This is a genomic window from Caproiciproducens sp. LBM24188 (assembly GCF_054130445.1).
Genome location: NZ_CP196862.1, coordinates 1912000 through 1937067, shown reverse-complemented (window position 1 = coordinate 1937067; position 25068 = coordinate 1912000). Strand labels below are relative to the sequence as shown.

At 48.8% G+C, this 25068-nt stretch carries 27 protein-coding genes; 26 read left to right on the top strand and 1 reads right to left on the bottom strand.

The window, feature by feature from the left end; all coding sequences use genetic code 11:
• Genes ACSVDI_RS09175 through plsY form a run of 3 tightly spaced genes read left to right on the top strand, consistent with a single transcriptional unit; the run spans window position 1 to window position 3371 of the window.
• A complete protein-coding gene (locus ACSVDI_RS09175; RefSeq protein ID WP_457942364.1) occupies window positions 1-1317 on the top strand; it encodes a DUF512 domain-containing protein in 1317 nt (438 codons plus the stop codon).
• A complete protein-coding gene (gene der / locus ACSVDI_RS09170; protein ID WP_457942362.1) occupies window positions 1310-2632 on the top strand; it encodes a ribosome biogenesis GTPase Der in 1323 nt (440 codons plus the stop codon). Before ACSVDI_RS09175 ends, der begins: the two co-directional genes overlap by 8 nt.
• A 13-nt stretch (window positions 2633-2645) precedes the next feature.
• The gene (gene plsY, locus ACSVDI_RS09165) at window positions 2646-3371 is read left to right on the top strand and encodes a glycerol-3-phosphate 1-O-acyltransferase PlsY (protein WP_457942361.1); all 726 of its coding nucleotides are present in this window, start codon (window positions 2646-2648) and stop codon (window positions 3369-3371) included.
• A gap of 199 nt (window positions 3372-3570) precedes the next feature.
• On the opposite strand, the gene rpmB is transcribed toward plsY, so the two are convergent.
• Window positions 3571-3759: a 50S ribosomal protein L28 gene (rpmB, locus tag ACSVDI_RS09160; protein ID WP_457942359.1), complete on the bottom strand. Its 189-nt coding sequence runs from the start codon at window positions 3757-3759 to the stop codon at window positions 3571-3573.
• 277 nt (window positions 3760-4036) lie between these two features.
• Between rpmB and ACSVDI_RS09155 the strand changes: the two genes are divergently transcribed.
• The 23 genes from ACSVDI_RS09155 (at window position 4037) to pknB (ending at window position 25065) form a co-directional block, all read left to right on the top strand.
• The gene (locus ACSVDI_RS09155; RefSeq protein WP_457942357.1) at window positions 4037-4729 is read left to right on the top strand and encodes a site-2 protease family protein; all 693 of its coding nucleotides are present in this window, start codon (window positions 4037-4039) and stop codon (window positions 4727-4729) included.
• Window positions 4730-4754: 25 nt separating this feature from the next.
• A complete protein-coding gene (locus ACSVDI_RS09150; protein ID WP_457942355.1) occupies window positions 4755-5495 on the top strand; it encodes a segregation and condensation protein A in 741 nt (246 codons plus the stop codon).
• The gene (gene scpB, locus ACSVDI_RS09145; protein WP_457942354.1) at window positions 5465-6016 is read left to right on the top strand and encodes an SMC-Scp complex subunit ScpB; all 552 of its coding nucleotides are present in this window, start codon (window positions 5465-5467) and stop codon (window positions 6014-6016) included. Before ACSVDI_RS09150 ends, scpB begins: the two co-directional genes overlap by 31 nt.
• A gap of 33 nt (window positions 6017-6049) precedes the next feature.
• On the top strand, window positions 6050-6670 hold the full coding sequence (locus ACSVDI_RS09140) for a DUF2953 domain-containing protein (RefSeq protein ID WP_457942352.1): 621 nt from the start codon (window positions 6050-6052) through the stop codon (window positions 6668-6670).
• A 17-nt stretch (window positions 6671-6687) separates the two neighbouring features.
• A complete protein-coding gene (ytfJ, locus tag ACSVDI_RS09135; RefSeq protein ID WP_457942350.1) occupies window positions 6688-7161 on the top strand; it encodes a GerW family sporulation protein in 474 nt (157 codons plus the stop codon).
• A gap of 44 nt (window positions 7162-7205) precedes the next feature.
• Window positions 7206-8354: a D-alanyl-D-alanine carboxypeptidase family protein gene (locus ACSVDI_RS09130; protein WP_457942348.1), complete on the top strand. Its 1149-nt coding sequence runs from the start codon at window positions 7206-7208 to the stop codon at window positions 8352-8354.
• Between the two features lie 16 nt (window positions 8355-8370).
• The gene (locus ACSVDI_RS09125) at window positions 8371-9222 is read left to right on the top strand and encodes a pseudouridine synthase (RefSeq protein ID WP_457942346.1); all 852 of its coding nucleotides are present in this window, start codon (window positions 8371-8373) and stop codon (window positions 9220-9222) included.
• 48 nt (window positions 9223-9270) lie between these two features.
• Window positions 9271-9432 carry a hypothetical protein gene (locus ACSVDI_RS09120; RefSeq protein ID WP_457942344.1) on the top strand — a complete coding sequence of 54 codons (162 nt, stop codon included), beginning with the start codon at window positions 9271-9273 and terminating at the stop codon, window positions 9430-9432.
• Between the two features lie 416 nt (window positions 9433-9848).
• Entirely contained in the window at window positions 9849-11207 is a 1359-nt protein-coding gene (locus ACSVDI_RS09115; protein ID WP_457942342.1) for a carboxyl transferase domain-containing protein, read from the top strand.
• A 38-nt stretch (window positions 11208-11245) separates the two neighbouring features.
• Window positions 11246-11659: a biotin/lipoyl-containing protein gene (locus ACSVDI_RS09110; protein WP_457942340.1), complete on the top strand. Its 414-nt coding sequence runs from the start codon at window positions 11246-11248 to the stop codon at window positions 11657-11659.
• 12 nt (window positions 11660-11671) lie between these two features.
• A complete protein-coding gene (locus tag ACSVDI_RS09105; RefSeq protein WP_457942338.1) occupies window positions 11672-13069 on the top strand; it encodes an oxaloacetate decarboxylase subunit alpha in 1398 nt (465 codons plus the stop codon).
• 190 nt (window positions 13070-13259) lie between these two features.
• Complete coding sequence (locus tag ACSVDI_RS09100; RefSeq protein WP_457942336.1) at window positions 13260-14138, top strand: YicC/YloC family endoribonuclease; 879 nt, start codon at window positions 13260-13262, stop codon at window positions 14136-14138.
• A 42-nt stretch (window positions 14139-14180) separates the two neighbouring features.
• On the top strand, window positions 14181-14459 hold the full coding sequence (gene remA, locus ACSVDI_RS09095; protein WP_457942334.1) for an extracellular matrix/biofilm regulator RemA: 279 nt from the start codon (window positions 14181-14183) through the stop codon (window positions 14457-14459).
• On the top strand, window positions 14449-15060 hold the full coding sequence (gene gmk / locus ACSVDI_RS09090; protein WP_457942333.1) for a guanylate kinase: 612 nt from the start codon (window positions 14449-14451) through the stop codon (window positions 15058-15060). Before remA ends, gmk begins: the two co-directional genes overlap by 11 nt.
• Window positions 15053-15271, top strand: coding sequence for a DNA-directed RNA polymerase subunit omega (gene rpoZ / locus ACSVDI_RS09085; protein WP_457942332.1), 219 nt, complete (start codon window positions 15053-15055; stop codon window positions 15269-15271). The genes gmk and rpoZ overlap by 8 nt, the downstream gene beginning before the upstream one ends.
• A gap of 23 nt (window positions 15272-15294) precedes the next feature.
• Window positions 15295-17745: a primosomal protein N' gene (gene priA, locus ACSVDI_RS09080; RefSeq protein ID WP_457942331.1), complete on the top strand. Its 2451-nt coding sequence runs from the start codon at window positions 15295-15297 to the stop codon at window positions 17743-17745.
• 14 nt (window positions 17746-17759) lie between these two features.
• Window positions 17760-18233, top strand: a complete 474-nt coding sequence (gene def, locus ACSVDI_RS09075) for a peptide deformylase (protein ID WP_457942330.1) — start codon at window positions 17760-17762, stop codon at window positions 18231-18233.
• 12 nt (window positions 18234-18245) lie between these two features.
• Complete coding sequence (gene fmt / locus ACSVDI_RS09070) at window positions 18246-19172, top strand: methionyl-tRNA formyltransferase (RefSeq protein WP_457942329.1); 927 nt, start codon at window positions 18246-18248, stop codon at window positions 19170-19172.
• Between the two features lie 28 nt (window positions 19173-19200).
• On the top strand, window positions 19201-19905 hold the full coding sequence (locus tag ACSVDI_RS09065; RefSeq protein ID WP_457945626.1) for a zinc metallopeptidase: 705 nt from the start codon (window positions 19201-19203) through the stop codon (window positions 19903-19905).
• Window positions 19905-21242, top strand: coding sequence for a 16S rRNA (cytosine(967)-C(5))-methyltransferase RsmB (gene rsmB, locus ACSVDI_RS09060; RefSeq protein ID WP_457942328.1), 1338 nt, complete (start codon window positions 19905-19907; stop codon window positions 21240-21242). Before ACSVDI_RS09065 ends, rsmB begins: the two co-directional genes overlap by 1 nt.
• 11 nt (window positions 21243-21253) lie before the next feature.
• Window positions 21254-22315, top strand: a complete 1062-nt coding sequence (rlmN, locus tag ACSVDI_RS09055; RefSeq protein ID WP_457942326.1) for a 23S rRNA (adenine(2503)-C(2))-methyltransferase RlmN — start codon at window positions 21254-21256, stop codon at window positions 22313-22315.
• Window positions 22290-23021: a Stp1/IreP family PP2C-type Ser/Thr phosphatase gene (locus ACSVDI_RS09050; RefSeq protein ID WP_457942325.1), complete on the top strand. Its 732-nt coding sequence runs from the start codon at window positions 22290-22292 to the stop codon at window positions 23019-23021. The genes rlmN and ACSVDI_RS09050 overlap by 26 nt, the downstream gene beginning before the upstream one ends.
• Window positions 23022-23043: 22 nt before the next feature.
• Window positions 23044-25065, top strand: coding sequence for a Stk1 family PASTA domain-containing Ser/Thr kinase (gene pknB / locus ACSVDI_RS09045; RefSeq protein ID WP_457942324.1), 2022 nt, complete (start codon window positions 23044-23046; stop codon window positions 25063-25065).
• Window positions 25066-25068 lie beyond the last annotated feature (3 nt).

Here is a 25068-nt window from a genome sequence, read left to right as displayed (position 1 = left end):
ATGTCGGTAAAAATTTTTTCGGTTGATAAAGACAGCCCAGCGGAGCTTGCGGGCATTTGCCCGGGCGAAACGCTGGTTTCCATCAACTCCAATGAAATCTGCGACGTTCTGGATTACCGGTTTTACGAAACCAATAAAAGTCTTTCTATTGCCATAAAGGGGAAAGATGGTCAGGTTCGCAACGTACAGATTCGAAAAGGGGAATATGAGCCGATTGGGTTGGAATTTGAAACCTATCTGATGGATCAGGAGCATTCCTGCCGCAACAAATGCGTTTTCTGCTTTATCGACCAGCTTCCCAAGGGAATGCGCAGCAGCCTGTACTTTAAAGATGACGATTCCCGGCTGTCCTTTTTATTCGGGAATTATATTACCCTGACCAACATCAGTGACCGCGATGTGGAACGCATTATTAAAATGCACATCAGCCCGGTCAATATTTCCGTCCATACAACCAACCCCGAACTGCGGGTGAAAATGATGGGGAACCGCTTTGCCGGTGATTCCCTGAAAATCCTTTACCGCTTGGCAGAGGCCGGCGTGAAAATCAATTCCCAGCTGGTGCTTTGCCCCGGGCTGAACGACGGCAAGGAGCTGGAACGCTCCCTCAGCGACCTTGGCGCGCTTTATCCGTCGGTGCAGAGCATTGCGGTTGTTCCGGTCGGCTTAACCAAATTCCGGGAGGATCTTTATCCCCTTAAGTCGTACGATGCGTTTTCCGCGGAGGAAACGATTCGGATTGTCGAACGGTATGCGGAGAATTTTGAAGCAAAGTACGGTGCAAAAATCTGTTACGCGGCGGACGAATTTTATTTAAAGGCAAACCGCCCGATTCCTCCTGCATCCTTTTACGGTGATTTTGATCAGTTGGAAAACGGAGTGGGCCTTCTGGCAAATTTGAAGCAGGAGTTCGAATTTGCGCTGGAGGATTTTTCGGGTATGTCTGAAGAACGCTCCGTCACGCTTATCACCGGAACGGCTGCCCATCCTTTTTTGGACGAACTGCTTGACGAATTACGAATAAAATGCCATAATCTTACTTGCAATGTGGTACCAATTCGGAATGATTTTTTTGGTCATACTATCAATGTAGCCGGTTTGGTTACCGGGGGCGATGTCATTCGCCAGCTGAAGGGAAAACAGCTCGGTTCCGAATTAATTATGCCGAATGTTATGCTGCGGCATGAAACGAATGTTTTTCTGGATGATGTTACAGTGGAAGATGTTGAAAGGGAACTGAATGTAAAAGTTACAGTGATCCCAAACGACGGATATGAGCTGTTAAATGCAATAATAGGAAGTGATGCCAGTGTCTAAACCGGTCGTTGCAATTGTCGGCCGCCCCAACGTGGGTAAGTCGACATTGTTTAATAAATTAATCGGTCAGCGCCTTTCCATCGTAGATGACACTCCGGGCGTAACGCGGGACCGTATTTACGGTGACTGCGAATGGAGCGGTCATCATTTTTCTTTGGTGGATACCGGCGGTATAGAGCCGAATACCGATGATATTATTCTATCGCAGATGCGGATGCAGGCCCAGCTGGCGATTGATGCGGCTGACGTGATTGTTTTTGTCACGGATGTTCGTACCGGGCTGGTTGCGTCGGACTCAGATATTGCCTCCATGTTGCAAAAAAGCGGCAGACCGGTAGTGCTCTGTGTGAATAAATGCGACACCATCGGGGCTCCTCCGGCGGAGTTCTATGAATTTTACAACCTTGGCCTTGGTGACCCCATTGCGGTTTCTTCTGTTCACGGCCTTGGTTCCGGTGACCTTTTGGATGCCATTGTGCAGCATCTGCCGCAGAAAGAGGAAACGGATACCGATGGCGAACTGATCCGCGTTGCGATTATCGGAAAGCCAAACGTGGGCAAATCCTCTTTGGTCAATAAAATCTGTGGGGAACAACGGTGCATCGTGTCCGATATCGCCGGAACGACCCGTGACGCGATTGATACTACGATTGAAAATGAATACGGTCGTTTTACTCTGATTGACACTGCCGGACTGCGCCGGAAGAACAAGGTGGAAGAAAGCATCGAGCGGTACAGCAATCTGCGTGCCCAAATGGCCATTGAGCGCGCGGATGTGTGCGTAATTATGATTGACGCTTCAGTTGGGTTTACCGATCAGGACTCCAAGGTGGCGGGCCTTGCGCACGAGGCAGGAAAGGGCTGCATCATTGTGGTAAATAAGTGGGATATGGTTGAAAAGGACGACCACACCATGATTGAAGCCCGCAAATCATTGGAGAAAGACTTTTCGTTTATGTCTTATGCGCCGATTATTTTCATTTCCGCGAAAACGGGCCAGCGGATTGACCGCCTGTTTGAACTGATTAAACACGTCGCCAATTCGAATTCCATGCGAATTTCCACGGGAATGCTGAACGATGTTCTTGCGCAGGCTGTGGCGCGCGTGCAGCCGCCTACGGATAAGGGCAGAAGACTGAAAATCTATTACATGACCCAGGCTTCCGTAAAGCCACCTACTTTTGTCTGCTTTGTGAATTCTGCAGATCTGTTCCATTATTCCTATCAAAGATATTTGGAAAACCGGATCCGAGAAACATTTGGTTTGGAAGGAACACCGGTTCGCATGATCGTGCGAGAGCGCGGAGACAAATAGGGGGTTGCCGAATTTGAATTATTTACAAATCTTCGCGCTGCCGTCGGTGTTGGTAGCGGTTGTGGCCTATCTGTTGGGGAGCATCAGTTTTTCCATCATCTTTACCAGGATTTTTGATAACCATGCCGACATCCGCACCATGGGGAGTGGAAATGCCGGCGCGACCAATGTGCTGCGCTCCGTTGGGGCAAAAGCGGCGGCGTTTACCTTTGTTTTTGATTTTGCAAAGGGCGCGGTATCCGTTTTAATCGGAAGATATGTATTCTACTTCGCAGGTATGCAGGCCGGAATTTCGAGTGGAACGCTGTACTTCATTTCTCAGTATGGGGCATATATTGCGGGCGTTCTCTGCGTCATTGGCCACATTTATCCCGTCTATTTCGGTTTTAAGGGCGGAAAAGGGGTTCTTACCTGTGCCGCCATGATCGCGCTGATTGACTGGCGCGTATTTATTCCCGTCATCTGCGTGTTTATTATTGTTTTTTTCATTTCCAGAATTGTGTCTTTGAGTTCCATCTGCGCAGCATCTGCGTTACCGATTGTTACGTTTTTGGTCACTTTCTTTGCGGATTACCGGGCCGGTTCGGCTTCCAGCACGGCATCTATTACTTATGTGGCCGTCACAACAGCAATCTCCTTACTGATGGCGATGATCCTGATTTATAAGCATCGTTCCAATATTCAGCGAATTCGAAAGGGAGAAGAGAAAAAGATTTCCATTCATAAGAAGACGAACTAATTTCAACATAGCATCCGCTTCTTTTTAAAAGCATGAAAAGTGCCGCCCGAAACAGAACTGCGCCCCATTTGTTAGACAGTATGGTATACTGAAAAACAAATAGAGCGCAGTTCCGTGTAATCGGGCGGCGTTTTTAAATCTGAATAAAAAGAATAAAGGAGCCTAATTAGGCTCCTCTCAACTTAATGTTCGATTTGCATCAGACGGCGCGGGTAACCTTGCCGGAACGCAAGCAACGGGTGCAGGCGTAAATACGCTTAGGAGTACCGTTAACAATTGCTTTAACGCGTCTAATATTGGGCTTCCAAGTTCTGTTGGAACGTCTGTGAGAGTGAGAAACCCGAATGCCGAAAGCCATATCCTTGCCACAAACTTCACACTTTGCCATGTGTCTGCACCTCCTTTAAAAGGGCTGTCTATAGGATTGCAACATTCGTATTTTAGCAGAAATATAGTTGAAATGCAAGACTTTTCTGTGATATTCCCGAATAAAAAGCGGAATGTTTTCATTTTTTCCCAGTAATCCGGCACTTTGCTTGTTTTTTTATCTGTGAAGTATTATAATTACAAAGTCAATTACCATCGGCTGAACGCGAAAGCAAATAGCTGATTCCGTTTATTGACCGTTGAATTTTTGGCACGTAATTGTTAAAAGGAGAATCTTTATGCTGATTGAAATGATCCGTGGAGTGTTCAGCGGCCAATCCATTGATTTTGCCAGCGTGGTTTCGCAGATATTAGCTACGCTGTTCGTTATTTTCTGTATTCTGCCGCTTCACGAGTGCGCCCATGGCTGGGTGGCCTATAAGTTGGGCGACAGTACGGCGAAATACCAAGGCAGAATTACCTTGAACCCGATTGTCAGCCTGGACCTGACCGGTGCGCTGTTTTTGCTTCTTTTCGGTTTTGGCTGGGCAAAACCGGTTCCGGTAGATGCCCGCTATTTTAAGAACCCGAAACGTGATATGGCGATTACCGCGGTGGCGGGGCCGCTTTCCAACCTGTTGGCATCGTTCGTGGGCGCGCTGATTTATGTTGGTGTTGTGGTTGCGGCAAAATTCAGCTTGCCTATCATTGTTCACGATTTCTTTATCGCCTACATTTCCATCAACGTTGCGCTGGCGGTTTTTAATTTGATTCCTCTTCCGCCGCTGGACGGTTCTAAAATTTTGGGCGCATTTCTGTCCAACCGGGCGCTTTACAATTATTACCGGTATCAGAACGTCATCGTGATGGTTTCTTTCTTTATTCTGTTAAGCGGAGTTTTGTCCAGACCGCTTGTTGTGCTGCAGGAGTTTTTTGCAAATGGCGTGCTTTGGTTAGCACAGCTTCCGTATTATTGGCTCGGTTTGTTATAAAAATGAGGTAATAAAGTGGAGGAATATGGAAAAACTGTCTTATAAGCTTCCTGTCTTTGAAGGGCCGTTGGACCTTCTTCTTTATTTAATTACGAAGAATAAACTAAATATCTGCGATATCCAGATTTCTGAGCTTCTAGACCAGTATATGGAGCATATTAACCGCATGAAAGAGCAGGACATGGATGTTGCGAGCGAATTTCTGGAAATGGCGGCCCGGCTCGTTTATATAAAGACGGTTTCGCTTCTGCCTAAGCATGAGGAGGCAGAGGAACTGCGGCACGAGCTGACGGGCCAGCTTCTGGAATATCAGGAGTGCAAGCGCGTGGCATTGATGCTTTCGGAACAGTTTCAGTTTGACCAGTTTGTGCGTGAGCCAATGGAATTCGAAACGGATTTGACGTACCGCAGAACCCATTCCCCACAGGAACTGGTGGCTGCTTATCGCAACGCGGTCGGTCGAGGGAAGCGGATGCTTCCCCCTTCGCCGGAGGCTTTTTCCGGAATAGTCACGCACAAAATTGTTTCGGTTGCATCCAAAATCATTCACGTACTGCGCGCACTTTGGAAAACTAATTCCGTAAAATACGAATCGCTGTTTGCTTCCTCAACGGAGCGTTCCGATTTGGTTGCTACATTTTTGGCAATTTTGGAACTTGTGAAGGGAAAACGGATTCGCGTGGAGGGAGATAAACGCAACGCAACAGTAATTTTAATGAACGGCGGGATGAAGAATTGGAAATCAAAAAGCTCCAGGGAGCAATAGAAGCCATTCTGTTTGCCAGTGGGGATCCTGTTTCTGTTGACCGCATTGCAGAAGTTTTAGATTTGGACAGGCCCACCGCTTTAAAACTGCTACAGAGTCTGATGGATGAATACAACCAGCGCGGCGGCGGAATCGAAATTGTCCGTCTGGACGACCAGTTTCAGATGTGTACGAACCCGGAATACGGAGAGAACGTCCGCCGTGTGCTGGATATTCGCAGAAATACGCCTTTGTCCCAGGCCGGAATGGAGGTTTTGGCAATTGTTGCCTACAACCAGCCGGTTACAAAAGCTTTTGTGGAACAAATTCGCGGAGTCGATTGTTCCGGTGTGCTGTCCAGCCTGAGTGCAAAAGGGCTAATTGAAGAAAGAGGCAGATTGGAACTTCCGGGCAGGCCGCTGCTTTATGGCACTACGGCAAATTTTCTCAGGTGTCTGAATATCTCGTCTCTGAGCGAGCTGCCTGCGGTAGAACCGAAGCAGGAGCCGGAGGAAGAGAATCATGAAATTACGCAGGAATAAAAATCGGCGGTTTATTTCATGTAGGGAGGATCTATGACAGCTCTCTGGATAATTCTAGGCATTTGTTTTTTTCTTCTGGTTTTACTTTTTTGCCCTGTTTCCGTGTTTGTCGGTTTTGAAAATGAATTTCAGGTAATGGTGCGTTATCTGTTTGTAAAAATTCAGGTTTATCCGCAGGTTGAAAAGGCAAGAAAAAAGAAAAAACAACCGGAAAAAAATGAAAAAAAAGAGATTGCTCCATCAAAATCAAAAATAAGGGGTATACTAGAGCAAAAGGGACTATCAGGCTTAATGAATCTTTTGCGCGAGTTCGCTTCCGTTGTGGCAGACGCGGCAAAAAAATGGATTGCGCATATGGTGATTGACCGGCTGTATCTGGAAATCACCGTTGCGGATGAAGATGCCGCACAGGCGGCTGTTTTGTATGGCGAAGTTTGCGCCGGCGTCTATACACCGATGGGAATTCTGCTCAATCGCTTAAAGTGCAGGCAATACCACATTAACATTGTCCCAAACTTCCAGAAAAAGAAATGTGAAGTTCAATTCAGAGTCAGGGTTCACATTCTGCTGTTGTTTTTGCTGGTGCCTGCTGTGCAAGCTTTGATCCGGTCCCTGATAATTTTAAAAAATGAGAAACAAATTACTGAAAACTAAAGTAAGGCGGTGTTTTTATGAGCGATCATCCAATTGAAGGTATGATGAATACCACACTGGAAAAAATCAAAGAGATGGTGGATATCAATACCATCGTCGGGGATCCGATTACTTCTTCCGACGGGTCCATCATCATTCCTGTTTCCAAAATCAGCTATGGGTTTGCCTCCGGGGGCTCCGACTTCCCGACGAAAACCCAAACGGACAAGACCTTTTTCGGCGGCGGTACCGGCGCCGGGATTTCGATTACTCCGGTTGCGTTCATTACGATTTGCAACGGGAATGTCAAACTGCTGCAGATTGACCCGTACAATAATACGGTTGACCGGATTATCGGCATGTTCCCGGAAGCGGTCGACAAAATTAATTCCATGATTAGCAAAAACGGGAAGAAATCCAAACAGCAAGAAAATCAGAGCGGTTCCCAGCCTGCCGCACAAGCGACCGCTTCTTCCGTAAACGATATTAATCTTACCGATCCGCAAATATAATAACGATAATAAAGCAACCGCCTGCATATATTTTTTATAGGTAGGTGGTTGCTTTGTTAAAAAGAACGGTATCTCTGCTGGCAGTAATGGTGCTTTGTTTTTCTGCCGGCGCGCACGCATGGGCCGAAGCCGTACCCAGTATTTCTGCCAGATCGGCTGTGGTTATGAATGCCGCAAACGGGCGTTTTGTTTTTACCAAGGATGAAAACACCCGGCGCCCGATGGCTAGTACCACAAAAATTATGACGGCACTGCTCACGCTGGAAGCTGCGCAGAAAAACAACCGGATTATCACGATTACCGATGAGATGGTGCGCGTGGAGGGCTCTTCCATGGGCCTTCGGCCGGGTGACCGGCTTAGTCTAAAGTCGCTGGCGGCTGGAATGCTTTCCATTTCCGGAAACGATGCAGCCAATTCCGCGGCAATCGCCATTGGCGGTTCAATTCCCGGGTTTGCGGATTTGATGAACAAACGCGCTAAGGAACTGAATCTAACCCAAACGCACTTTGTGACCCCCTCCGGTCTGGATGATGAAAATCATTACACCACTGCGCACGATTTGGCGCTCTTGACGGCGGCGGCCATGAAAAACAAGGATTTTGCGGAAATTGCCGGCAGACAGGTCATCAGTGTGCCGTTTGAAAATCCGCAGCAAACCAGAAGATATACCAATCATAATAAGTTGTTAAGCATGTATTCCGGATGCATCGGCGTGAAAACGGGTTATACGAAAAAAGCGGGACGATGCCTGGTTTCCGCCGCGCAGAAAGACGGGGTGTCGCTGATTGTCGTCACCCTGAACGATTCGGACGATTGGAGCGACCATAAGAAGCTGCTGGATTATGGCTTTTCCTGCTTTGAAAGCTATCCGATGGATGATTCGGCGTTTTCTGTAGATTTACCAGTTGTCGGGGGAGTGAAAGAGTCGGTGACTGTTTGCGGCACCAAAGGAGAAAATCTGATGCTTACCAAAACGGACAGTGTTTTGCTGCGGCGTGTGGTGGAACTCCCAAAGTTTGTGTATGCTCCGCTTCAGAACGGCCAGGTAATGGGTACCGTGCGTTATGTGGTGAACGGGGAAACCGTGGGCAGCACAAAGCTGGTGTGCGGCGAAACGATCGCGCGGCACGAGGAACCGGCCAGTCCGTTCCGCACATTCTGGGAAAATATTATAAAATATTTTACAAAATAAAGGATGAAAATAATTCATGGGAAAAGATATAAGACTGCAAAAAGTACTCGCCGACTGCGGAATCGCCTCCAGAAGAAAAGCCGAGGAAATGATTCAGGAGGGCCGTGTAAGGGTGAACGGGGTGACCGCCCGAATTGGAGATAAGGTAGATTCCAAAAAAGACAAAATCAGCGTAGATGGAAAACCGCTGGATACCCATGTGCGCAATGTGTATATCATGCTGCACAAGCCAAGGGGATACATCACCACAATGAGCGATGAAATGAACCGCAAGTGTGTGGCGGAACTTGTGCAGGATATCCCGGAGCGTGTTTACCCGGTCGGTCGGCTGGACCGCGAATCCGAAGGACTGCTGCTGATGACAAACGACGGCGAGTTTTCTAACGCAATTATGCATCCGTCCCTTCATATTCCGAAAGTTTACCGGGTTACCGTTCGTCCCTCCATTACGGAAGATCAGCTCACGCAGATGTCGATCGGCATGATGATTGACGGCCGGATGACCGCACCCGCCGGGGTCAATGTGCTTTCGCAGGAAAAAGGCCGAGTGGTGCTGGAAATTATCCTTCATGAGGGCAGAAACCGCCAGATTCGCAAAATGTGCGAGCAGCTCGGGCTGGAGGTTGCAAGACTGAAACGCGTCGCGATCGGGCCGCTGAAGCTTGGAATGCTTCAGCCAGGAAAATGGCGCGCGCTTACCCCGGAGGAAGTGAAACGGCTGATGGCAGGGGTTAAGGCGGACAAACAGGCCAAGATACAAAAAAGAGAAAGAGCAGAGGGAGAAGGATCAGGCGCTCTCCATTATTCCAGTGCAGGACAAAGAAAAACACGAGGACAAAATGCGCGGACTTACCGGCGCGGCAGATAATGCGCAAGTTTTGCCCATGAACGATGTGGGACTGGACGATGCTGTCTGGTGCTCGACGTAGTCAATTCCGTGGTCCGGATTCTGCGCCTTTGTGCGGAAGAGAATGTTCCAGACCGTGAATGGACGGCTGAAAGCCTGCTTCGGGAGGCAGCCAACGACGGCTTTTCGGTCGGCGTATGTCAAATGGAATGCCGAATCAGCGAATACTGAGCCCTTTTTGAAAAGGCAGGGCTTTCCCCGACGATCGAGTTGATCTGATAGATTTTATGTAATTTATCAAATTTTATTAAAATTTGTAAGGATTAGCGGATTAATCCATAAAAAGTACATAAACTTGCTTGCCAATAAAGGAATCGTATATTATAATTATTTTGAATAATATGGTACTTTGGGTGCATCTGAAAACGCCGTGAGAGGGGTTTCGAAAGTTCGTCTTAGCCTAATGTGCTTTGCTGTGCCGCATACTTTTTTGGCGGATTATCGGCCTAAGTTTTGGGACATATCCCTACTCAGGATATGTCGGTTCGAAAAAGACCGGAGGTTTTCAGCAGATGGGGACTGGCTTTCATCGGCGAAAGATGAAAATGGAGTTTTCAGAGTTGTCCCGGATAAACGGAGGAATCAAAATGAGTAATATCGGCAACGCCGAACTGCTGAGGCAGGCTCGCAGCGCCAGACAGGAAGGTACCGGCTATCAGCGAATTATTTCCCTGTTTGACGCGGGCAGTTTCAATGAAATCGACGGATATTCCAAGTCTGGGGAAGATTATACGGAGGCGGTTGCGGGTTACGGAACCATCGAAGGCTGCCCTGCCTATGCGTTTGTTCAGAGCAGTGAACTTGCCGGCGGCGCAATGTCCAAAGCGCAGGCTGCAAAAATCTGTAAGCTTTATTCCATGGCGCTGAAAACCGGTGCTCCGGTGATCGGCATTTATGATTCCCACGGCGGCCGCCTGAAGGAAGGCGACAACCTGTTGGCGGCATATGGAGAAATCCTGCTGAAGTCCAACAATCTTTCCGGTGTGGTTCCCCAAATTTCTTTGATTCTCGGGCCCTGTATCGGAACGTCCGCTTTAATTGCGGCAGGCGCTGATATTGTGGTTATGACGGAGAAAGCGGAGTTGACCATTGCAACAGACGGTTCGGGCGCATCCTCTGGAGAGGCAGCGGCACGCGGCGACTGTCATATTCTGGCTACGGACGAGCCGGACGCGATTGCTAAGGTTCGAAAACTGATTACTCTTCTTCCTTCCAACAACCTTTCGGGAAATCCAGCACTGAATCCCCAAAATGCCGATTCGGGGATGGAACTGACGGAGCAATCCGACGGCAGGCAGATTCTTGAGGCCATCTGTGATTCGGACAGTATTCTTGAGTTAGGCAAATCATTCGGTCCGGCGGTCCTGACCGCACTGTGCTCCATAAACGGTGCCACAGCGGGCGTGATTTCTTACACCGGAACCATTGATGCAGATGCCGGTTCCAAGGCAGCACGGTTTATTCGTTTCTGCGATGCATTTTCCATTCCGATTGTCAGCTTTGTGAACGCAGGTTCTTTTACCACCCTGCGGGAAGCGTCCAAGCTTTCCAGTAGTTATTCCGAAACGACGGCGCCGAAACTTTCCGTCATTACGGGAACGGCATACGGTCCGGTTTACATTGCCGTAGCAGGGCACGGAGCAAATTCCGATTATACCATGGCATGGCCGAATGCGGTTATTTCGCCGCTGGCGCCTGAAACCGCGGCAGTCTTTCTGTGGAATCAGCGTCTTGCCGGTTCCGAACAGCCTTTGGAGGACCGGCGGAAATTAGTGGAAGAGTACAAAACGACGGAAGCGTCGCCGTTTAAGGCAGCTGCCGACGGTTTGATTGAAGATATTGTACTTCCCGGGGAAACGCGCACCAGAATTATTTCCACCTTAGAAATGCTTTCCAGCAAACGTGTTTCGGGTTTACCCAAAAAGCACAGCAACATTCAGCTGTAAGAATTTGTTCCTGCAATTTGAAGTGAGGAGTGTTATAGATGAAAAATTTAAAGATAACCGTAAACGGCGTTGCCTATGATGTTCAGGTGGAAGAGGTAAGCGCTTCTGCCCCCGCTTCTCCGGCACCGGCTGCCGCTCCGGCCGCACCTGCTGCTCCGGTTTCGGCACCTGCCGCACCGAAGGCTGAAACACCTGCTCCGGCGCCTGCCGCCGCACCTGCGGCGCCCGTGCCTTCCGACGCAGAACTCATTTCCTGCCCGATGCCGGGTACGATTGTATCTGTGAACGTTAAGGCGGGACAGGCGGTGAAAAAGGGCGACGTCCTTTTAATTTTGGAAGCAATGAAAATGGAGAACGAAATTATGGCTCCGCACGACGCTGTGGTGGCAGCCATTCATGTGAACAAGGGGGACAGCGTGGAATCCGGTACTCCTCTTGTTTCCCTCCAGTAAGGGGGCGTTGTTATGGCAAAGATTGGAATTACGGAAACCGTCCTGCGTGACGCGCATCAGTCCCTGATTGCAACCAGAATGCCGATTGAGGATATGCTCCCGATTTTGGAAAAATTGGATCAGGTGGGCTATTATTCCTTGGAATGCTGGGGTGGTGCCACTTTTGACGCATGCCTGCGCTTTTTAAATGAAGACCCATGGGACAGACTCCGCACCATACGCAAGCACTGCCCCAACACAAAGCTGCAAATGCTGTTCCGCGGACAGAATATGCTTGGTTACCGGCATTATGCGGACGATGTTCTGGAATATTTTGTTCAGCGTTCTGTCGCGAACGGGATCGATATCATCCGTATATTTGATGCACTGAATGACCTGAAGAACCTTACCGTCGCAATCAAAGCGGCAAAGAAAGAGGGCGCGCACGCACAGGTTGCCATATCCTATACGACCGGCCCGGTCTTTACCCTGGAATATTATGTTGACTACGCCAAACGGATTGAAGAAGCGGGCGCGGACTCCATTTGCATCAAAGATATGGCTGCTCTGCTCACTCCATACAAGACTTACGACCTAGTGAAAGCAATTAAGGGAGCGGTTAAAATCCCGGTTCAGCTCCATACGCACTACACATCGGGTTTAGCTTCCATGTGTGAACTGAAAGCCGTGGAAGCCGGCGTCGATTTGCTGGATACGGCGATGTCCCCGTTGGCGCTGGGTACTTCCCACACGCCTACGGAATCCATTGTTGCTGCACTCAAAGGTACCGAATACGATACCGGCCTAGATTTGCTCCTTTTAAACGAAATTCGTGATTACTTTATGACCTTGCGGGAAAAATATATTAAGAGCGGGCTTCTTGACCCGAAGATGCTGGCGACCAATACCATGGCGCTCATTTACCAGGTTCCGGGCGGCATGCTGTCCAATCTGCTTTCCCAGTTAAAACAGGCCGGAAAAGCCGATCAGCTGGAAGCGGTTATGGAAGAAGTGCCGCGGGTGCGCAAAGATGCCGGGTATCCGCCGCTTGTCACGCCAACTTCACAGATTGTCGGCACACAGGCTGTCTTTAACGTGATTAATGGCGAGCGCTACAAGATGTGCACCAAAGAATTTAAGGATTTGGTTGCAGGCAAATACGGAACCACTCCGGTGCCGATTGACGAGGAGTTTGCGAAAAAGATTATTGGCGACACGGAACGGATCACCTGCCGTCCTGCCGATCTTCTGGAGCCAGAGCTGGAAACCTTGCGCAAGGAATGTGCCCAGTGGATTGAACAGGAGGAAGACGTTCTGTCTTATGCCCAGTTCCCCAAAGTGGCGACCGATTTCTTCAAAAAGCGCGCGGAGAAAAAATATGGAATCGACGGCAAGCATGCCGATTCTGAAAAAATGATTCACCCGGTTTGACCCAGTCTGGGTTTCTTTACATTCAGCCCCTCAATGGGGCTGAATTATTTTATCCGGGTACGCGGTTGTGTGGCAGTAGTTGCAATTAACTAGAAAAACTGTTAAAATAATAGATAATGCTTTCCGGCAGTTTCTTTTTTAGAGGATCACAGAAAGATAAATCATAAATTTGGAATTGAGATGATAGTTCTTGATCAGGAGCATGACCGGTTTTGGTAAGTGTGAGGATACCATTAACGGATATGATATTATTGTCGAGATAAAGTCGGTAAACCACAGATATTTCGAATTTTCCTCACGCATCAGCCGGGGATATGGTTTCTTGGACGAAAAGCTGAAGTCTTATTTGCAAAGCCAGATTTCCAGGGGAAAAATCGATGTGTTCGTATCCATTGAAACACTGGAGGACACCGATGCTCAGGTTCTGGTCAACCATTCCCTTGCCGCGGGTTACATTAACGCGCTGCGAGAGCTGGCCGACCGGTACGGGTTGAAGGATGACATTTCCGTCAGTACCGTATCAAAATATTCCGATATTTTTACCGTTCACAAATCGCCGGAAGATGAAGAATGCATCTGGAATGCCGTTCAGTCTGTAACGGAACGCGCGGTATCTTCATTGATTCGTATGAGGGAAACGGAAGGGGAGCGCCTGAAAACAGACGTTCTGGAACGGATTGGAACGATTTTGAAGCTGGTCGAAAAGGTGGAGGAACGTTCTCCGCAAACCGTTGTCGAATATCAGCAAAAATTAAAGCAGCGCTTAGCGGAAATGCTGGGCGACAGCAATATTGACGAGCAGCGGATTCTGACGGAGGCCGCCGTATTTGCGGATAAGGTTGCCGTAGCTGAAGAAACGGTGCGTTTGCGCAGCCATTTCAGCCAGTGTGAAAAGATGCTGGAATCCAACGACGCGGTGGGGCGCAAGCTCGACTTTATTGTGCAGGAGATGAACCGCGAGGCCAACACCATCGGTTCTAAATGCGTAGATTCGGAAATTGCGCATCTCGTGGTGGATATGAAGGCTGAAATCGAGAAAATCCGAGAACAAGTTCAGAATATTGAATAATAAGCATCGCTTCGGCATGCGGCAGAAAAAGGAGTCAACCACATGAAATTGATCAACATAGGCTTCGGCAACATGGTTTCCGCAAACCGTCTGGTTGCCATTGTCAGTCCAGAATCCGCCCCTATCAAGCGGATTATTCAGGATGCCAAGGAACGCGGAACTCTGATTGACGCAACATACGGCCGCCGCACCAGAGCGGTGATTATTACAGACAGCGACCATGTCATTCTTTCTGCGGTGCAGCCGGAAACGGTTGCAAACAGGCTGAATGACCGCGACGAAGATCTATCCGAGGAGGAATTGGAAGAGGATGAAGAATGACGGATTGCTGATTGTTTTTTCCGGGCCATCCGGCGCTGGGAAAGACACCATTCTGAAACGTCTTCTTGAAACGAACGCCGATTACCGGCTTTCCGTGTCGGCTACCACCCGCGCCCCGCGCGAGGGGGAAGTGGACGGTAAGGATTATCATTTCATCACCAAAGAAAAGTTCCAGAATATGCTGAAGAATGATGAACTGCTGGAAAGCGCAGAATACTGCGGCAACTGTTACGGCACACCGAGCGGCCCAATTCGCAGTTGGCAGGCCGAAGGCCACGATGTCATTTTGGAAATTGAAGTGCAGGGCGGTTCTCAAATAAAAACGAAATGCCCCGATTGCGTCAGCATTTTCATTCTGCCTCCTTCCATGGAGGTCTTGGAGCAAAGGCTCAGGGGCCGTGGAACGGAAGCAGACGAAGTCATTCAAAAACGAATGATGCGAGCGCAAAAAGAAATTGAAGAAGCCGTTCATTATGATTACTGCGTTATCAACGATACCGTTGAAAAAGCGGTCGATGAAATTAATCAAATAATTTGCGCCGAAAAGCATAAAGTATATCGGAACGCAGATTTCATTGAAAGGATGCTGAACCATGCTTAAACCATCTGCCGGTCTTATTATTAGTCCAGAGCAAAGCAGATACTCCCTTGTAATTGCTGTTGCAAAACGTGCCCGCCAAATTACAGCGGAAGCGGAAACCAAGGGAGAAATTTTAACGGAAAAACCCGTTGACCTTGCGGTACAGGATTTTATGAACCACAAGTTTACTTTCAAAGAGCAGTTCGTACCGAACGATGATTTGGAGGATTAATCCGAGAGGAGCATTTTCCCGATATGACCGTTGCAAAGGTTGCCGTGGAGAACACTGTCTATCATTTTGACAAAGCCTTTGATTACTTGGTTCCTCCCGAATTTTCGGAAAATGCACAGCCGGGCTGCCGCGTTATGGTTCCTTTCGGCGCTTCCAACAGCCGCCGCCAGGGCATGATTCTTGCGTTAGAGCAGTCTGATTCTTCGGATAAAATAAAGCCTTTACTAGCGGTGCTTGACAAGGCGCCGCTTCTTTCAAATGAAGCGGTCCAAATGGTATTCTGGCTGAAAGATCACTATTTTTGTACTTTGTTTGATGCAGTCCGTTTACTGTTGCCAACCGGAATTAATTTGAAAGTCAAAACACTTTATGCAGTTTCCCACTATCCGGAGCCGGAAGAGTTGGAGGCGTTAAGCCCCACGGAGCGTCAGGTGCTTTCCTATTTGGCCGGGCAAAAACGGCCGGTGGAACGGGAAAAGCTGCTGAACGCCCTTGGGCTGGATTCAAATTCTCCGGTACCGGAACAGCTGTGCCGTAAAAATCTGCTGCTGAAAAACAGCGATACGGTAAGGGTCATTGCAGACGCCACCATGAAAATGGTGCGCCTTACCAATTGCGAGGAAGTTGCACAGCCGCCGAAGCTGTCACCCAAGCAAAAAAGCGTGTACCAGATTTTAAAGGATATTGGAAGCGCTTCGGTCAAGGAGCTTTGCTATTTTACCGGAACGACCCCTGCGGTTGTGGATAAATTGGTAGCAAAGGGTCTGGCGGAGTATTATGAGGTGGAAGTGTATCGGAATCCGTACTCGGTCAAGGAATCTGCCTGCGACCGCGAGCTGGTTCTTTCGCAGGAACAGCAAAAGGCGTACAACTCCTTATGCCGTCAGTACCATTCCGGTGAGGGAGGCGTTTCCCTGCTGTATGGAATTACCGGCAGCGGAAAGACCTCCGTTTTTATGCGCTTGATCGACGAGGTCCGGTCGGAAGGCCGCGGCGTTATTGTAATGGTGCCGGAAATATCGCTCACCCCACAAACCATTTCCCTGTTTCATCAGCGTTACGGGTCCTGCGTCGCGGTTTTTCACAGTGGGCTGACCCTTGCGGAACGGCTGGATGAATGGAAGCGCGTACGGAATGGGGAAGCGTCGATTGCGGTTGGTACCCGCTCTGCGGTTTTTGCTCCGTTCCAGAACCTTGGTTTAATTGTTATGGACGAGGAACAGGAATCGACCTATAAATCGGAATCCTCTCCACGCTACCACGCGCGTGACGTGGCCAGATTCCGGTGTGCATACCATAAAGCCCTTTTGGTGCTTTGCTCCGCCACTCCGTCAGTGGAAAGTTTTTATTCAGCACAAAGTGGAAAGTATTCGCTGAACACGCTTTGTGCCCGCTATGGAACAGCCCAACTTCCGGAAGTTTCCGTGGTGGATATGAATCAAGAAATGGAACGGGGAAATGTGTCCCTTTTCAGTGCGGAATTGACGGATGCGCTGAATGAAAATTTACAAGACGGAAAACAATCGATTGTATTATTAAATCGCCGGGGGTATCATACATTTGCGTCCTGCAAGGCATGCGGCTATGTGCTGACCTGCCCCAATTGCAGTATTTCCCTTACTTATCACTCTGCGAATAACCGTTTAATGTGCCACTATTGCGGATATTCCGTTCCTTTTACAAAGGAATGCCCGGAATGCCATGAGTCCAGCGTACATTATGCGGGATTCGGTACCCAGCGGGCGGAAGAGCAGCTTCAGCAGCTGTTTCCACAGGCTCGTGTTCTCCGGCTCGATACTGACTCCACCATGTCGCGTTTTTCTTATGATAAGAAGCTCCGGCTTTTCTCTGAAGGCAAATATGATATGATAGTGGGAACGCAGATGGTGGCAAAAGGGCTTGATTTTGAAAACGTTACGCTGGTTGGCGTACTTTCCGCTGACCAGACGCTTTATGGGGATGATTTTCGCAGTTACGAGCGCGCGTTTGACCTGCTGACCCAGGTGGTCGGCCGTTCCGGGCGAGGGAAGTATACCGGTCGTGCGATTATTCAAACCTATACTCCGGAAAACGAAGTCTTCCGGCTTGCGTCTGAACAGAATTATCCGGAGTTCTACCGCGGCGAAATAGCCATCCGTAAAATGATGCTGTATCCGCCGTTTTCCGACATCTGCTTGATTGGGTTTGTCGGGCAAAACGAGGACCGGGTTTCGAGTGCAAGCATGGCTTTCCTACGAATGCTCAGTGAGCTGGCAAAACGGGAATATTCCAGTCAGCCGATGCGTGTTTTGTCGCCGACTCCCGCTGCAATCAGTAAGGTCAGCAATAAATATCGCTATAAAATCATTATTAAGTGCCGCAACAACCGCGGATTCCGGGAAATGATTTCCAGGCTTTTGGTCCAGTTTTCTGCGGAACGGCAATATTCCAATGTTACGGTATATGTGGATATGAATCCGGATACAATTCTATAATTGGAGGTATAATTATGGCTATTAGAAACATTATAAAAGAAGGCGACCCCTTTTTAAATAAAGTCTGCCGCGAGGTCGATAAATTCGACGATAAACTGGCAGTTCTGCTGGATGATATGAAAGAAACCATGAAAGAGGCCGACGGGGTCGGTCTGGCTGCCATTCAGGTCGGTGTTCTGCGCCGTGTTGTGGTGATTGATGTCGGTGATGGGCCGATTGAGCTGATTAATCCGGTGTTTTTGGAGCAGAGCGGAGATCAGGAATGCGTGGAAGGCTGCCTGTCTTCACCCGGTCAGTATGGCATTACGCACCGACCGATGCATGTAAAGGTACGCGCTCAGAATCGAAAAGGCGAATTTTTCGAGTTGGAAGGCGAAGAACTGCTTGCAACGGCTTGCTGCCACGAAATCGATCATTTGAACGGAATTTTATTCAAATCACATGTGGTTCGCATGTTGAGTAAAGAAGAGCTTGAAAAAATGAAATAATCGGGTGATAAAATGCGTATTGTTTTTATGGGAACACCGGATTTTGCGGTCCCCAGCCTTCAAAGCTTAGTGGATGCCGGTCATGATGTTTGTGCTGTTTTTACACAGACGGACAAACCGAAGGGAAGGGGTTATACACTGACACCGCCCCCGGTAAAGGAACTGGCGCTCAAATATCAGATTCCGGTTTATCAGCCGAAAACCTTAAGAAATGCGGAAATTATTGAGCAAATCCGTGGAATGCGACCCGATGCAATCGTTGTTGTTGCTTACGGAAAAATATTGCCAAAGGAAATTTTGGACATTCCTCCTTACGGCTGCATTAACGTGCATGCGTCACTCCTGCCGAAATATCGGGGAGCGGCGCCGATTCAATGGTCGGTAATCAACGGCGAACCGGAAACCGGGGTTACGACGATGTATATGGCGGAAGGTATCGATACCGGCGATATGATTCAGCAGACTGTGACGAAAATTGATCCGGATGAAACCGCCGGGGAGCTGCACGACCGTCTGTCTGTTTTGGGAGCAGAACTGCTTGTAAAAACGCTTCAAGCGGTGCAGCAGGGTACGGCTTCCAGAACGCCACAGTCGGAAGAAGAGACCTGCTATGCCCCTATGCTGACAAAAGAGTTGTCCCACATCGACTGGAGTAAATCCGCACGCAGCATCCATAATCAGGTGCGCGGGCTGTCCCCCTGGCCTGTGGCCAGTACGGTTTACAATGGAAAAGTACTGAAAATATACCGAACCAGAGTGGTTGAGCACAGTGAACTGGAAAGCGGTTCTGCGTTCAGCAGGGACGGTCTGCTTTATGTTTCCTGCGGGGAAAACAGCACGCTGGAACTGTTGGAAGTTCAGCTGGAAGGGAAAAAGAGAATGAGCGGAAGGGATTTTCTGTTGGGCCATCCGCTGAAAGAGCCTGTTTTGCTTCAATAATTAGACGGGAGGAATGATCATGAGAGGCTTGGGTTTTTACTATTATGATTATACATACTTTATCTATGTCATTCCGGCGCTAATTATCACGATGATCGCCCAGATACGGGTAAAATCCGCTTTTCATAAGTATTCTCAGATTGCCACAATGAAAAATCTGACTGGCGCGCAGGCCGCGGATGCGGTTGCACGGTATGGCGGTGCGTATGGGGTTATGGTTCGGTGTATCCCCGGCGAATTAAGTGATAATTATGATCCGCGCAGCAACACCATCAGCCTCTCCGGCGACGTTTATTCCGCCTCCACAATTGCGGCGGTTGGCGTGGCGGCACACGAGGCCGGTCATGCGATTCAGCATGCAAAGGATTTCCTGCCGAATAAAATTCGTACCGCACTGGTTCCAATTACGAATATTGGCTCGAATCTTGCGATTCCGATTGTAATTATCGGACTGATTCTGCCGCCACAGTATGATTTTGTCGTGAATTTCGGAATTATCCTTTACAGCCTGGCGGTTTTATTTCAACTGGTCACTCTTCCTGTGGAGTTTGATGCCAGCCGCAGGGCGATTAAAGCGCTGGATGAAACCGGAATCCTTTATCCGGATGAGTTGGAAGGCGCAAAAAAAGTTTTGACGGCCGCGGCAATGACTTATTTGGCAGCTAGCTTTGCGGCAATTTTGAATTTGTTGCGGCTTCTGGCGCTTGCCGGGAACCGACGGGGGAGGGATTGATGATTAACGCACGGTCTGCCGCCCTCTCGGCTTTGCTGCATGTGGATGTCAACGAGGGCTATTCCAATATTGTACTGGACAAAACCTTAGCGTCCTTCCCAATGGATTCACGGGATAAAGCGCTGGCCTCCGCCATCTTCTACGGCGTGCTGGAACGGCGCATCACGCTGGATTATTATCTCAGCCGCTTTTCAAAAAGCCCGCTTCATAAACTGGACCCTCAGGTGCTTGAAATTCTGCGTCTGGGGGCTTATCAAATTTTATATCTAGAAAAAATACCAAAGTCCGCAGCGGTAAACGAATCGGTTAATCTGGCTAAGAAAAATCATCTTGTAAAGGCTTCGGGCTTTATTAACGCGGTTTTGCGGTCGTTGATCCGAAATCAGGATTCCCTTTCCATGCCGGATGCGCAAAGCAACCTGATTTCTTATTTGAGTGTAAAATATTCTTTTCCGGAATGGTTGATCCGGCTGTGGCAGGAATCTTATGGGGAAGAATGTGTACGTGGCCTGCTGGAAAGTTCCGTAGACCGGCCGCCGGTTTATGCCAGAGTGAACAGCACCCTTATTTCCAGGGAAAGTTTGATTGAAAGGCTGCAGACAGAAGGCGTAAAGGCAAATGCCATTACATGGCTAGAAGATGCGGTTTCTTTGGAACAAACCGGCTCCATTCGGGAATCCGCGGCATTTCAAAACGGGCTTTTCCATATTCAGGATTTGTCTTCGCAACTGTGCTGCCAGTTGTTGGACGCGCAGCCCGGCCAAAGGGTGATTGATGTTTGCGCAGCGCCGGGCGGTAAGTCGTTTACCATTGCGGAACATATGCAAAACGACGGGGAACTGCTTGCCTTTGACCAGTATAAGGGAAAAGTCCGGCTGATCCGGCAGGGCGCGGAACGCTTGCAATTGTCCATCATACAAGCTTCCGTGCGGGATGCTGCAACCCCCCCGCCCGAACATTTGGAACCCGCCGACCGGGTTCTTTGTGATGCGCCTTGTTCAGGTCTTGGGATTATTCGGCGAAAACCGGAAATTCGGTATAAATTGCAGACAAGTATTGACAGTCTTCCAGATTTGCAGTACCGTATTGTGTGTGAATCCTCCAGGCTGGTAAAAAACGGCGGACTGCTGATTTATTCCACCTGCACATTAAATCCAAAGGAAAACGGGTTGGTTGCGCGGCGCTTTTTGGAGCATCATCCGGATTTTTCACCGTTTGCGCTTCGTCTGCCCGATCCGATTCATCACGTTGTAAAAGAACCGGAAAACGAAATTACTTTAATGCCGCACGTTCATGGGACGGACGGATTTTTTATCGCGGCTTTTCAAAAAAGGTAGGAGTGGAACGTTTGAGCCGAAAGGATATCAAGTCGATGACATTGCCTGAAATAAAGCAAGAGTTTGCCGCGGACGGTCATGCTGCTTTCCGCGCACTTCAGGTGTATCACTGGCTTCACCGTGGTGTGACCAGCTTTGATGAAATGTCCGACTTGTCAAAAGCTTTTCGTCAGCAGCTTGCTGAAAAATATACCATCGCAAATGCGGTAATTGAACAAAAACTTGAATCCAAGCTGGATGATACGATCAAATACTTGTTCCGTCTGAATGACGGGGAGTTTGTGGAAAGTGTCGTGATGAACTACCATCATGGGCGCACCATATGCATTTCCACACAGGTGGGCTGTAAAATGAACTGCTCCTTTTGTGCTACGGGAAAAAGCGGTTATTCCAGAAATCTGGCACCCTCCGAAATGCTGGCGCAGATTCAGTCCGCCCAATTGGACATTGGCGTGCGCATTTCCAATGTTGTGTTGATGGGCATGGGCGAGCCTTTGGATAATTACGACAATGTTCTTCGTTTTTTGGAACTCGTATCCTCCGAAGAAGGTCTTAATATCGGAATGCGACACATTTCTCTGTCAACTTGTGGTATTGTGGATAAAATATATGATCTTGCCGACAAAAAACTGCAGCTAACGCTGTCTGTTTCTCTGCATGCCCCAAATGATGAAATCCGGTCGCGTACCATGCCGGTGAACCACCGGTGGGGTGTCGAGGAACTTTTAAAAGCCTGTCGGTATTACAACAAGCAAACCGGACGCAGAATATCCTTTGAATATGCCATGATCAGCGGAGTTAATGACAGCGATGCCTGTGCGCGGGAGCTTGCCGGCCGGCTGAAAGGAACGCTAAGTCATGTGAACCTGATTCCGGTCAACACGGTGTCCGGTTCCGGATATAAAAAAAGTACCACGGAACGTTTGCAGAAATTCACCCGTATTCTGGCAAACAGCGGAATTACCGCGACCGTTCGGCGGACGCTTGGTTCTGATATCAATGCATCCTGCGGACAGTTACGGCGCAGGTATCAGGAGGAGGTGGCCGATGTTGAAAGTTTACACCAAAAGTGATATTGGTCTTGTTAGAAGTTCAAATCAGGACGCTTATAACGACGGTATTCTGCCCGACCAGTCCGCTTGGGTAGTTGTTTGTGACGGTATGGGGGGTGCGAACGGCGGCGCGGTTGCCAGCAGTGTCGCAGTCAGAAAAATTTCGGAACATATGGTTTCCAATTATAAGCAAGGCCTTTCCGACAGCATGATTAAGGAGCTGATTTTATCCTCCATCGTCAACGCGAACATGGAAGTCCACAACATGGCCTCTTCGGACACAGAGCTGAGCGGAATGGGAACCACGGTAGTCGTAGCACTGATTTCGAACGGTACGGCTCATATTGCGCATGCGGGCGACAGCAGAGCGTATTTGATCACACCCGATGAAATCCGTCAGCTGACCACCGACCATTCTATGGTGCAGGAAATGGTGAATAACGGCGATCTTACGGAACAGCAGGCAAGGCAGCATCCGCAGAAGAATATCATTACCCGTGCGCTTGGTGTGGAAAATTCCATTGAAATTGATTACTGTGAAATTCCGTTTTTACAGGGCAGCAAGCTGCTGATCTGTACGGATGGTCTGACCAATTATGTAGAGGCGGAGCAGATCTTTCAGCTTTCCCGCAAAGTGGATGGCGGTGCTCTGACCGAGCAGCTGATTGAACTGGCGAAAAACTCCGGAGGCGGTGACAATATTACGGTTGCCATTGTCGAAAACTGATGGTTGATTGGAGTTGATTGATATGGATAAATACACAGGAAAGCGGCTCGACGGAAGATATGAAATTCATGAATTAATCGGAGTCGGTGGCATGGCGCTGGTTTACCGTGCTTACGACATTATTGACGACCGAATTGTTGCGATTAAAATTCTGAAAGATGAATTTCTGGGAAACGATGATTTTATCCGCCGCTTTAAGAATGAATCGAAAGCAATCGCGGTCCTTTCCCATCCGAACATTGTGAAAGTTTTTGACGTTAGTTTCGGTGACCGGATTCAATATATTGTAGAAGAATTTATTGATGGCATTACGCTGAAGGAGTATCTGGACCAGCAGAAGGAGGTAAAATGGAAGGAAGCCATTCATTTTACCATCCAGATTTTGCGTGCGCTCCAGCATGCCCATGAAAAAGGGATTGTTCATCGGGATATTAAGCCGCAGAACATCATGCTTCTGCAGGACGGCACCATCAAGGTGACGGACTTCGGCATTGCTCGTTTTTCCAGAAGCGAAACCCGGACAATGACGGACAAGGCGATTGGCTCTGTCCATTATATTTCACCCGAGCAGGCCAGGGGCGATGTAACGGACGAAAAGGCCGATCTTTATTCCGTCGGCGTTATGCTTTATGAAATGATTACTGGGTGCCTTCCTTTTGAAGCGGATAACGCGGTTTCCGTCGCGATTATGCAGCTTCAGGCAGACCCGAAGCCGCCGACCGAGATTAATCCGGATATTCCGGACGGGCTGGAAGAGATTACACTGAAGGCCATGCAGAAGAATCCCGCGCAGCGGTATCAGTCCGCGGCCGATATGCTGCGGGATATTGAAGCGTTTCGAAGAAATCCGAGTATTCGTTTTCAATATAAATATTTTGTGGATGAAAAGCCGACAAAATATATTGACGCAATTAATGCGGTAAAGAGCACGGATATGCCTGCGTACAATGATAATTACGTTTACGAGGAGGAGCCGGATGCGGTTCCTGCGAAACAGAAAAAGAATCGGTCGCTCTTGGTTATTGCCGGCATTGCCGCAGCATTCCTGATTGCCGCAATTGTTTTCGGCATTACCGCCTTAATCAACAGTTTTAAAAGCGGGCCGAGCGATGTTACCGTGCCGAGCTTTATCGGAAAAGCCTATACTGATATTCAGTCCAATCCGGACTATCAGAAGAATTTTAAATTTGAAACAACCACACAGAATGACGCGTCACAAAAGGCCGGCATTGTTTTGAACCAAACCCCGAAGGAAGGAACCGTTGTAAAGGCTGGGTCAACCATTACCCTGGTTATTAACGGAGGCGGAAAAACGCTGAATCTTCCGGACCTTTCCAACAAAACGCAGGAAGAAGCGGTTGAGGCATTAAAGCAGCTGAACTTAAAGTATAAGATTACAACGGTTCAGGATGACAGCACGCCGAAAGGAAAGGTTATTAATACGAATCCGACCGCAGGAACCCAGGTGGTGGAAGGTGCCACGGAGATTCAGGTCTTTGTAAGCTCCGGTCCCGCTGTGGTACAGGTGCCGGTTCCGGCCGTGATTGACCTTCCGCTTGCCGATGCAAAAACAGCGATTATTGCCGCTGGTTTGACGGTTGGTGAGGTAAAGACACGCGATGACAGTAATAAGGCCAAAAATACCGTGTTGGAATCCTCTCCGCTTCCGGGCGTGAAAGTGGAAAAAGGCAGCAAGGTTGATTTGGTGGTCAGTTCCGGCGTAAAACCGACAACTACCGTGACGGTGTATGTGCAGCTTCCGAAAGATGTGAACCACGACATTCAGCTGAAAGCGTATTTGGGCAATGAACTGCTGGACCAGAAAACGGTAAATCCGTCTTATAATGATATCTTCACGCTGAGCGTACAGGGAACCGGGGGACAGAAACAGCTGATTATCCAACTGGACGGCCATCGGTACCAGGTTTACACCATTAATTTCGACACAGGGGAATCGAAGCAGACGGAAAGCAATCCCTATACGCCGAGCAGTCAAGGCCAGGAAAGCCAGGCATCAAACCCATCGACTTCTGTAACGAGTTAAGAG

Bases quoted from the DNA above. Each gene is read 5' to 3' on its own strand.
- ACSVDI_RS09175 (WP_457942364.1), top strand. From the start codon at position 1: ATGTCGGTAAAAATTTTTTCGGTTGATAAAGACAGCCCAGCGGAGCTT.
- rpmB (WP_457942359.1), bottom strand. From the start codon at position 3,759: ATGGCAAAGTGTGAAGTTTGTGGCAAGGATATGGCTTTCGGCATTCGG.
- ACSVDI_RS09155 (WP_457942357.1), top strand. From the start codon at position 4,037: ATGCTGATTGAAATGATCCGTGGAGTGTTCAGCGGCCAATCCATTGAT.
- ACSVDI_RS09150 (WP_457942355.1), top strand. From the start codon at position 4,755: ATGGAAAAACTGTCTTATAAGCTTCCTGTCTTTGAAGGGCCGTTGGAC.
- ACSVDI_RS09140 (WP_457942352.1), top strand. From the start codon at position 6,050: ATGACAGCTCTCTGGATAATTCTAGGCATTTGTTTTTTTCTTCTGGTT.
- ytfJ (WP_457942350.1), top strand. From the start codon at position 6,688: ATGAGCGATCATCCAATTGAAGGTATGATGAATACCACACTGGAAAAA.
- ACSVDI_RS09125 (WP_457942346.1), top strand. From the start codon at position 8,371: ATGGGAAAAGATATAAGACTGCAAAAAGTACTCGCCGACTGCGGAATC.
- ACSVDI_RS09115 (WP_457942342.1), top strand. From the start codon at position 9,849: ATGAGTAATATCGGCAACGCCGAACTGCTGAGGCAGGCTCGCAGCGCC.
- ACSVDI_RS09110 (WP_457942340.1), top strand. From the start codon at position 11,246: ATGAAAAATTTAAAGATAACCGTAAACGGCGTTGCCTATGATGTTCAG.
- ACSVDI_RS09105 (WP_457942338.1), top strand. From the start codon at position 11,672: ATGGCAAAGATTGGAATTACGGAAACCGTCCTGCGTGACGCGCATCAG.
- remA (WP_457942334.1), top strand. From the start codon at position 14,181: ATGAAATTGATCAACATAGGCTTCGGCAACATGGTTTCCGCAAACCGT.
- gmk (WP_457942333.1), top strand. From the start codon at position 14,449: ATGAAGAATGACGGATTGCTGATTGTTTTTTCCGGGCCATCCGGCGCT.
- rpoZ (WP_457942332.1), top strand. From the start codon at position 15,053: ATGCTTAAACCATCTGCCGGTCTTATTATTAGTCCAGAGCAAAGCAGA.
- priA (WP_457942331.1), top strand. From the start codon at position 15,295: ATGACCGTTGCAAAGGTTGCCGTGGAGAACACTGTCTATCATTTTGAC.
- def (WP_457942330.1), top strand. From the start codon at position 17,760: ATGGCTATTAGAAACATTATAAAAGAAGGCGACCCCTTTTTAAATAAA.
- fmt (WP_457942329.1), top strand. From the start codon at position 18,246: ATGCGTATTGTTTTTATGGGAACACCGGATTTTGCGGTCCCCAGCCTT.
- rsmB (WP_457942328.1), top strand. From the start codon at position 19,905: ATGATTAACGCACGGTCTGCCGCCCTCTCGGCTTTGCTGCATGTGGAT.
- ACSVDI_RS09050 (WP_457942325.1), top strand. From the start codon at position 22,290: ATGTTGAAAGTTTACACCAAAAGTGATATTGGTCTTGTTAGAAGTTCA.
- pknB (WP_457942324.1), top strand. From the start codon at position 23,044: ATGGATAAATACACAGGAAAGCGGCTCGACGGAAGATATGAAATTCAT.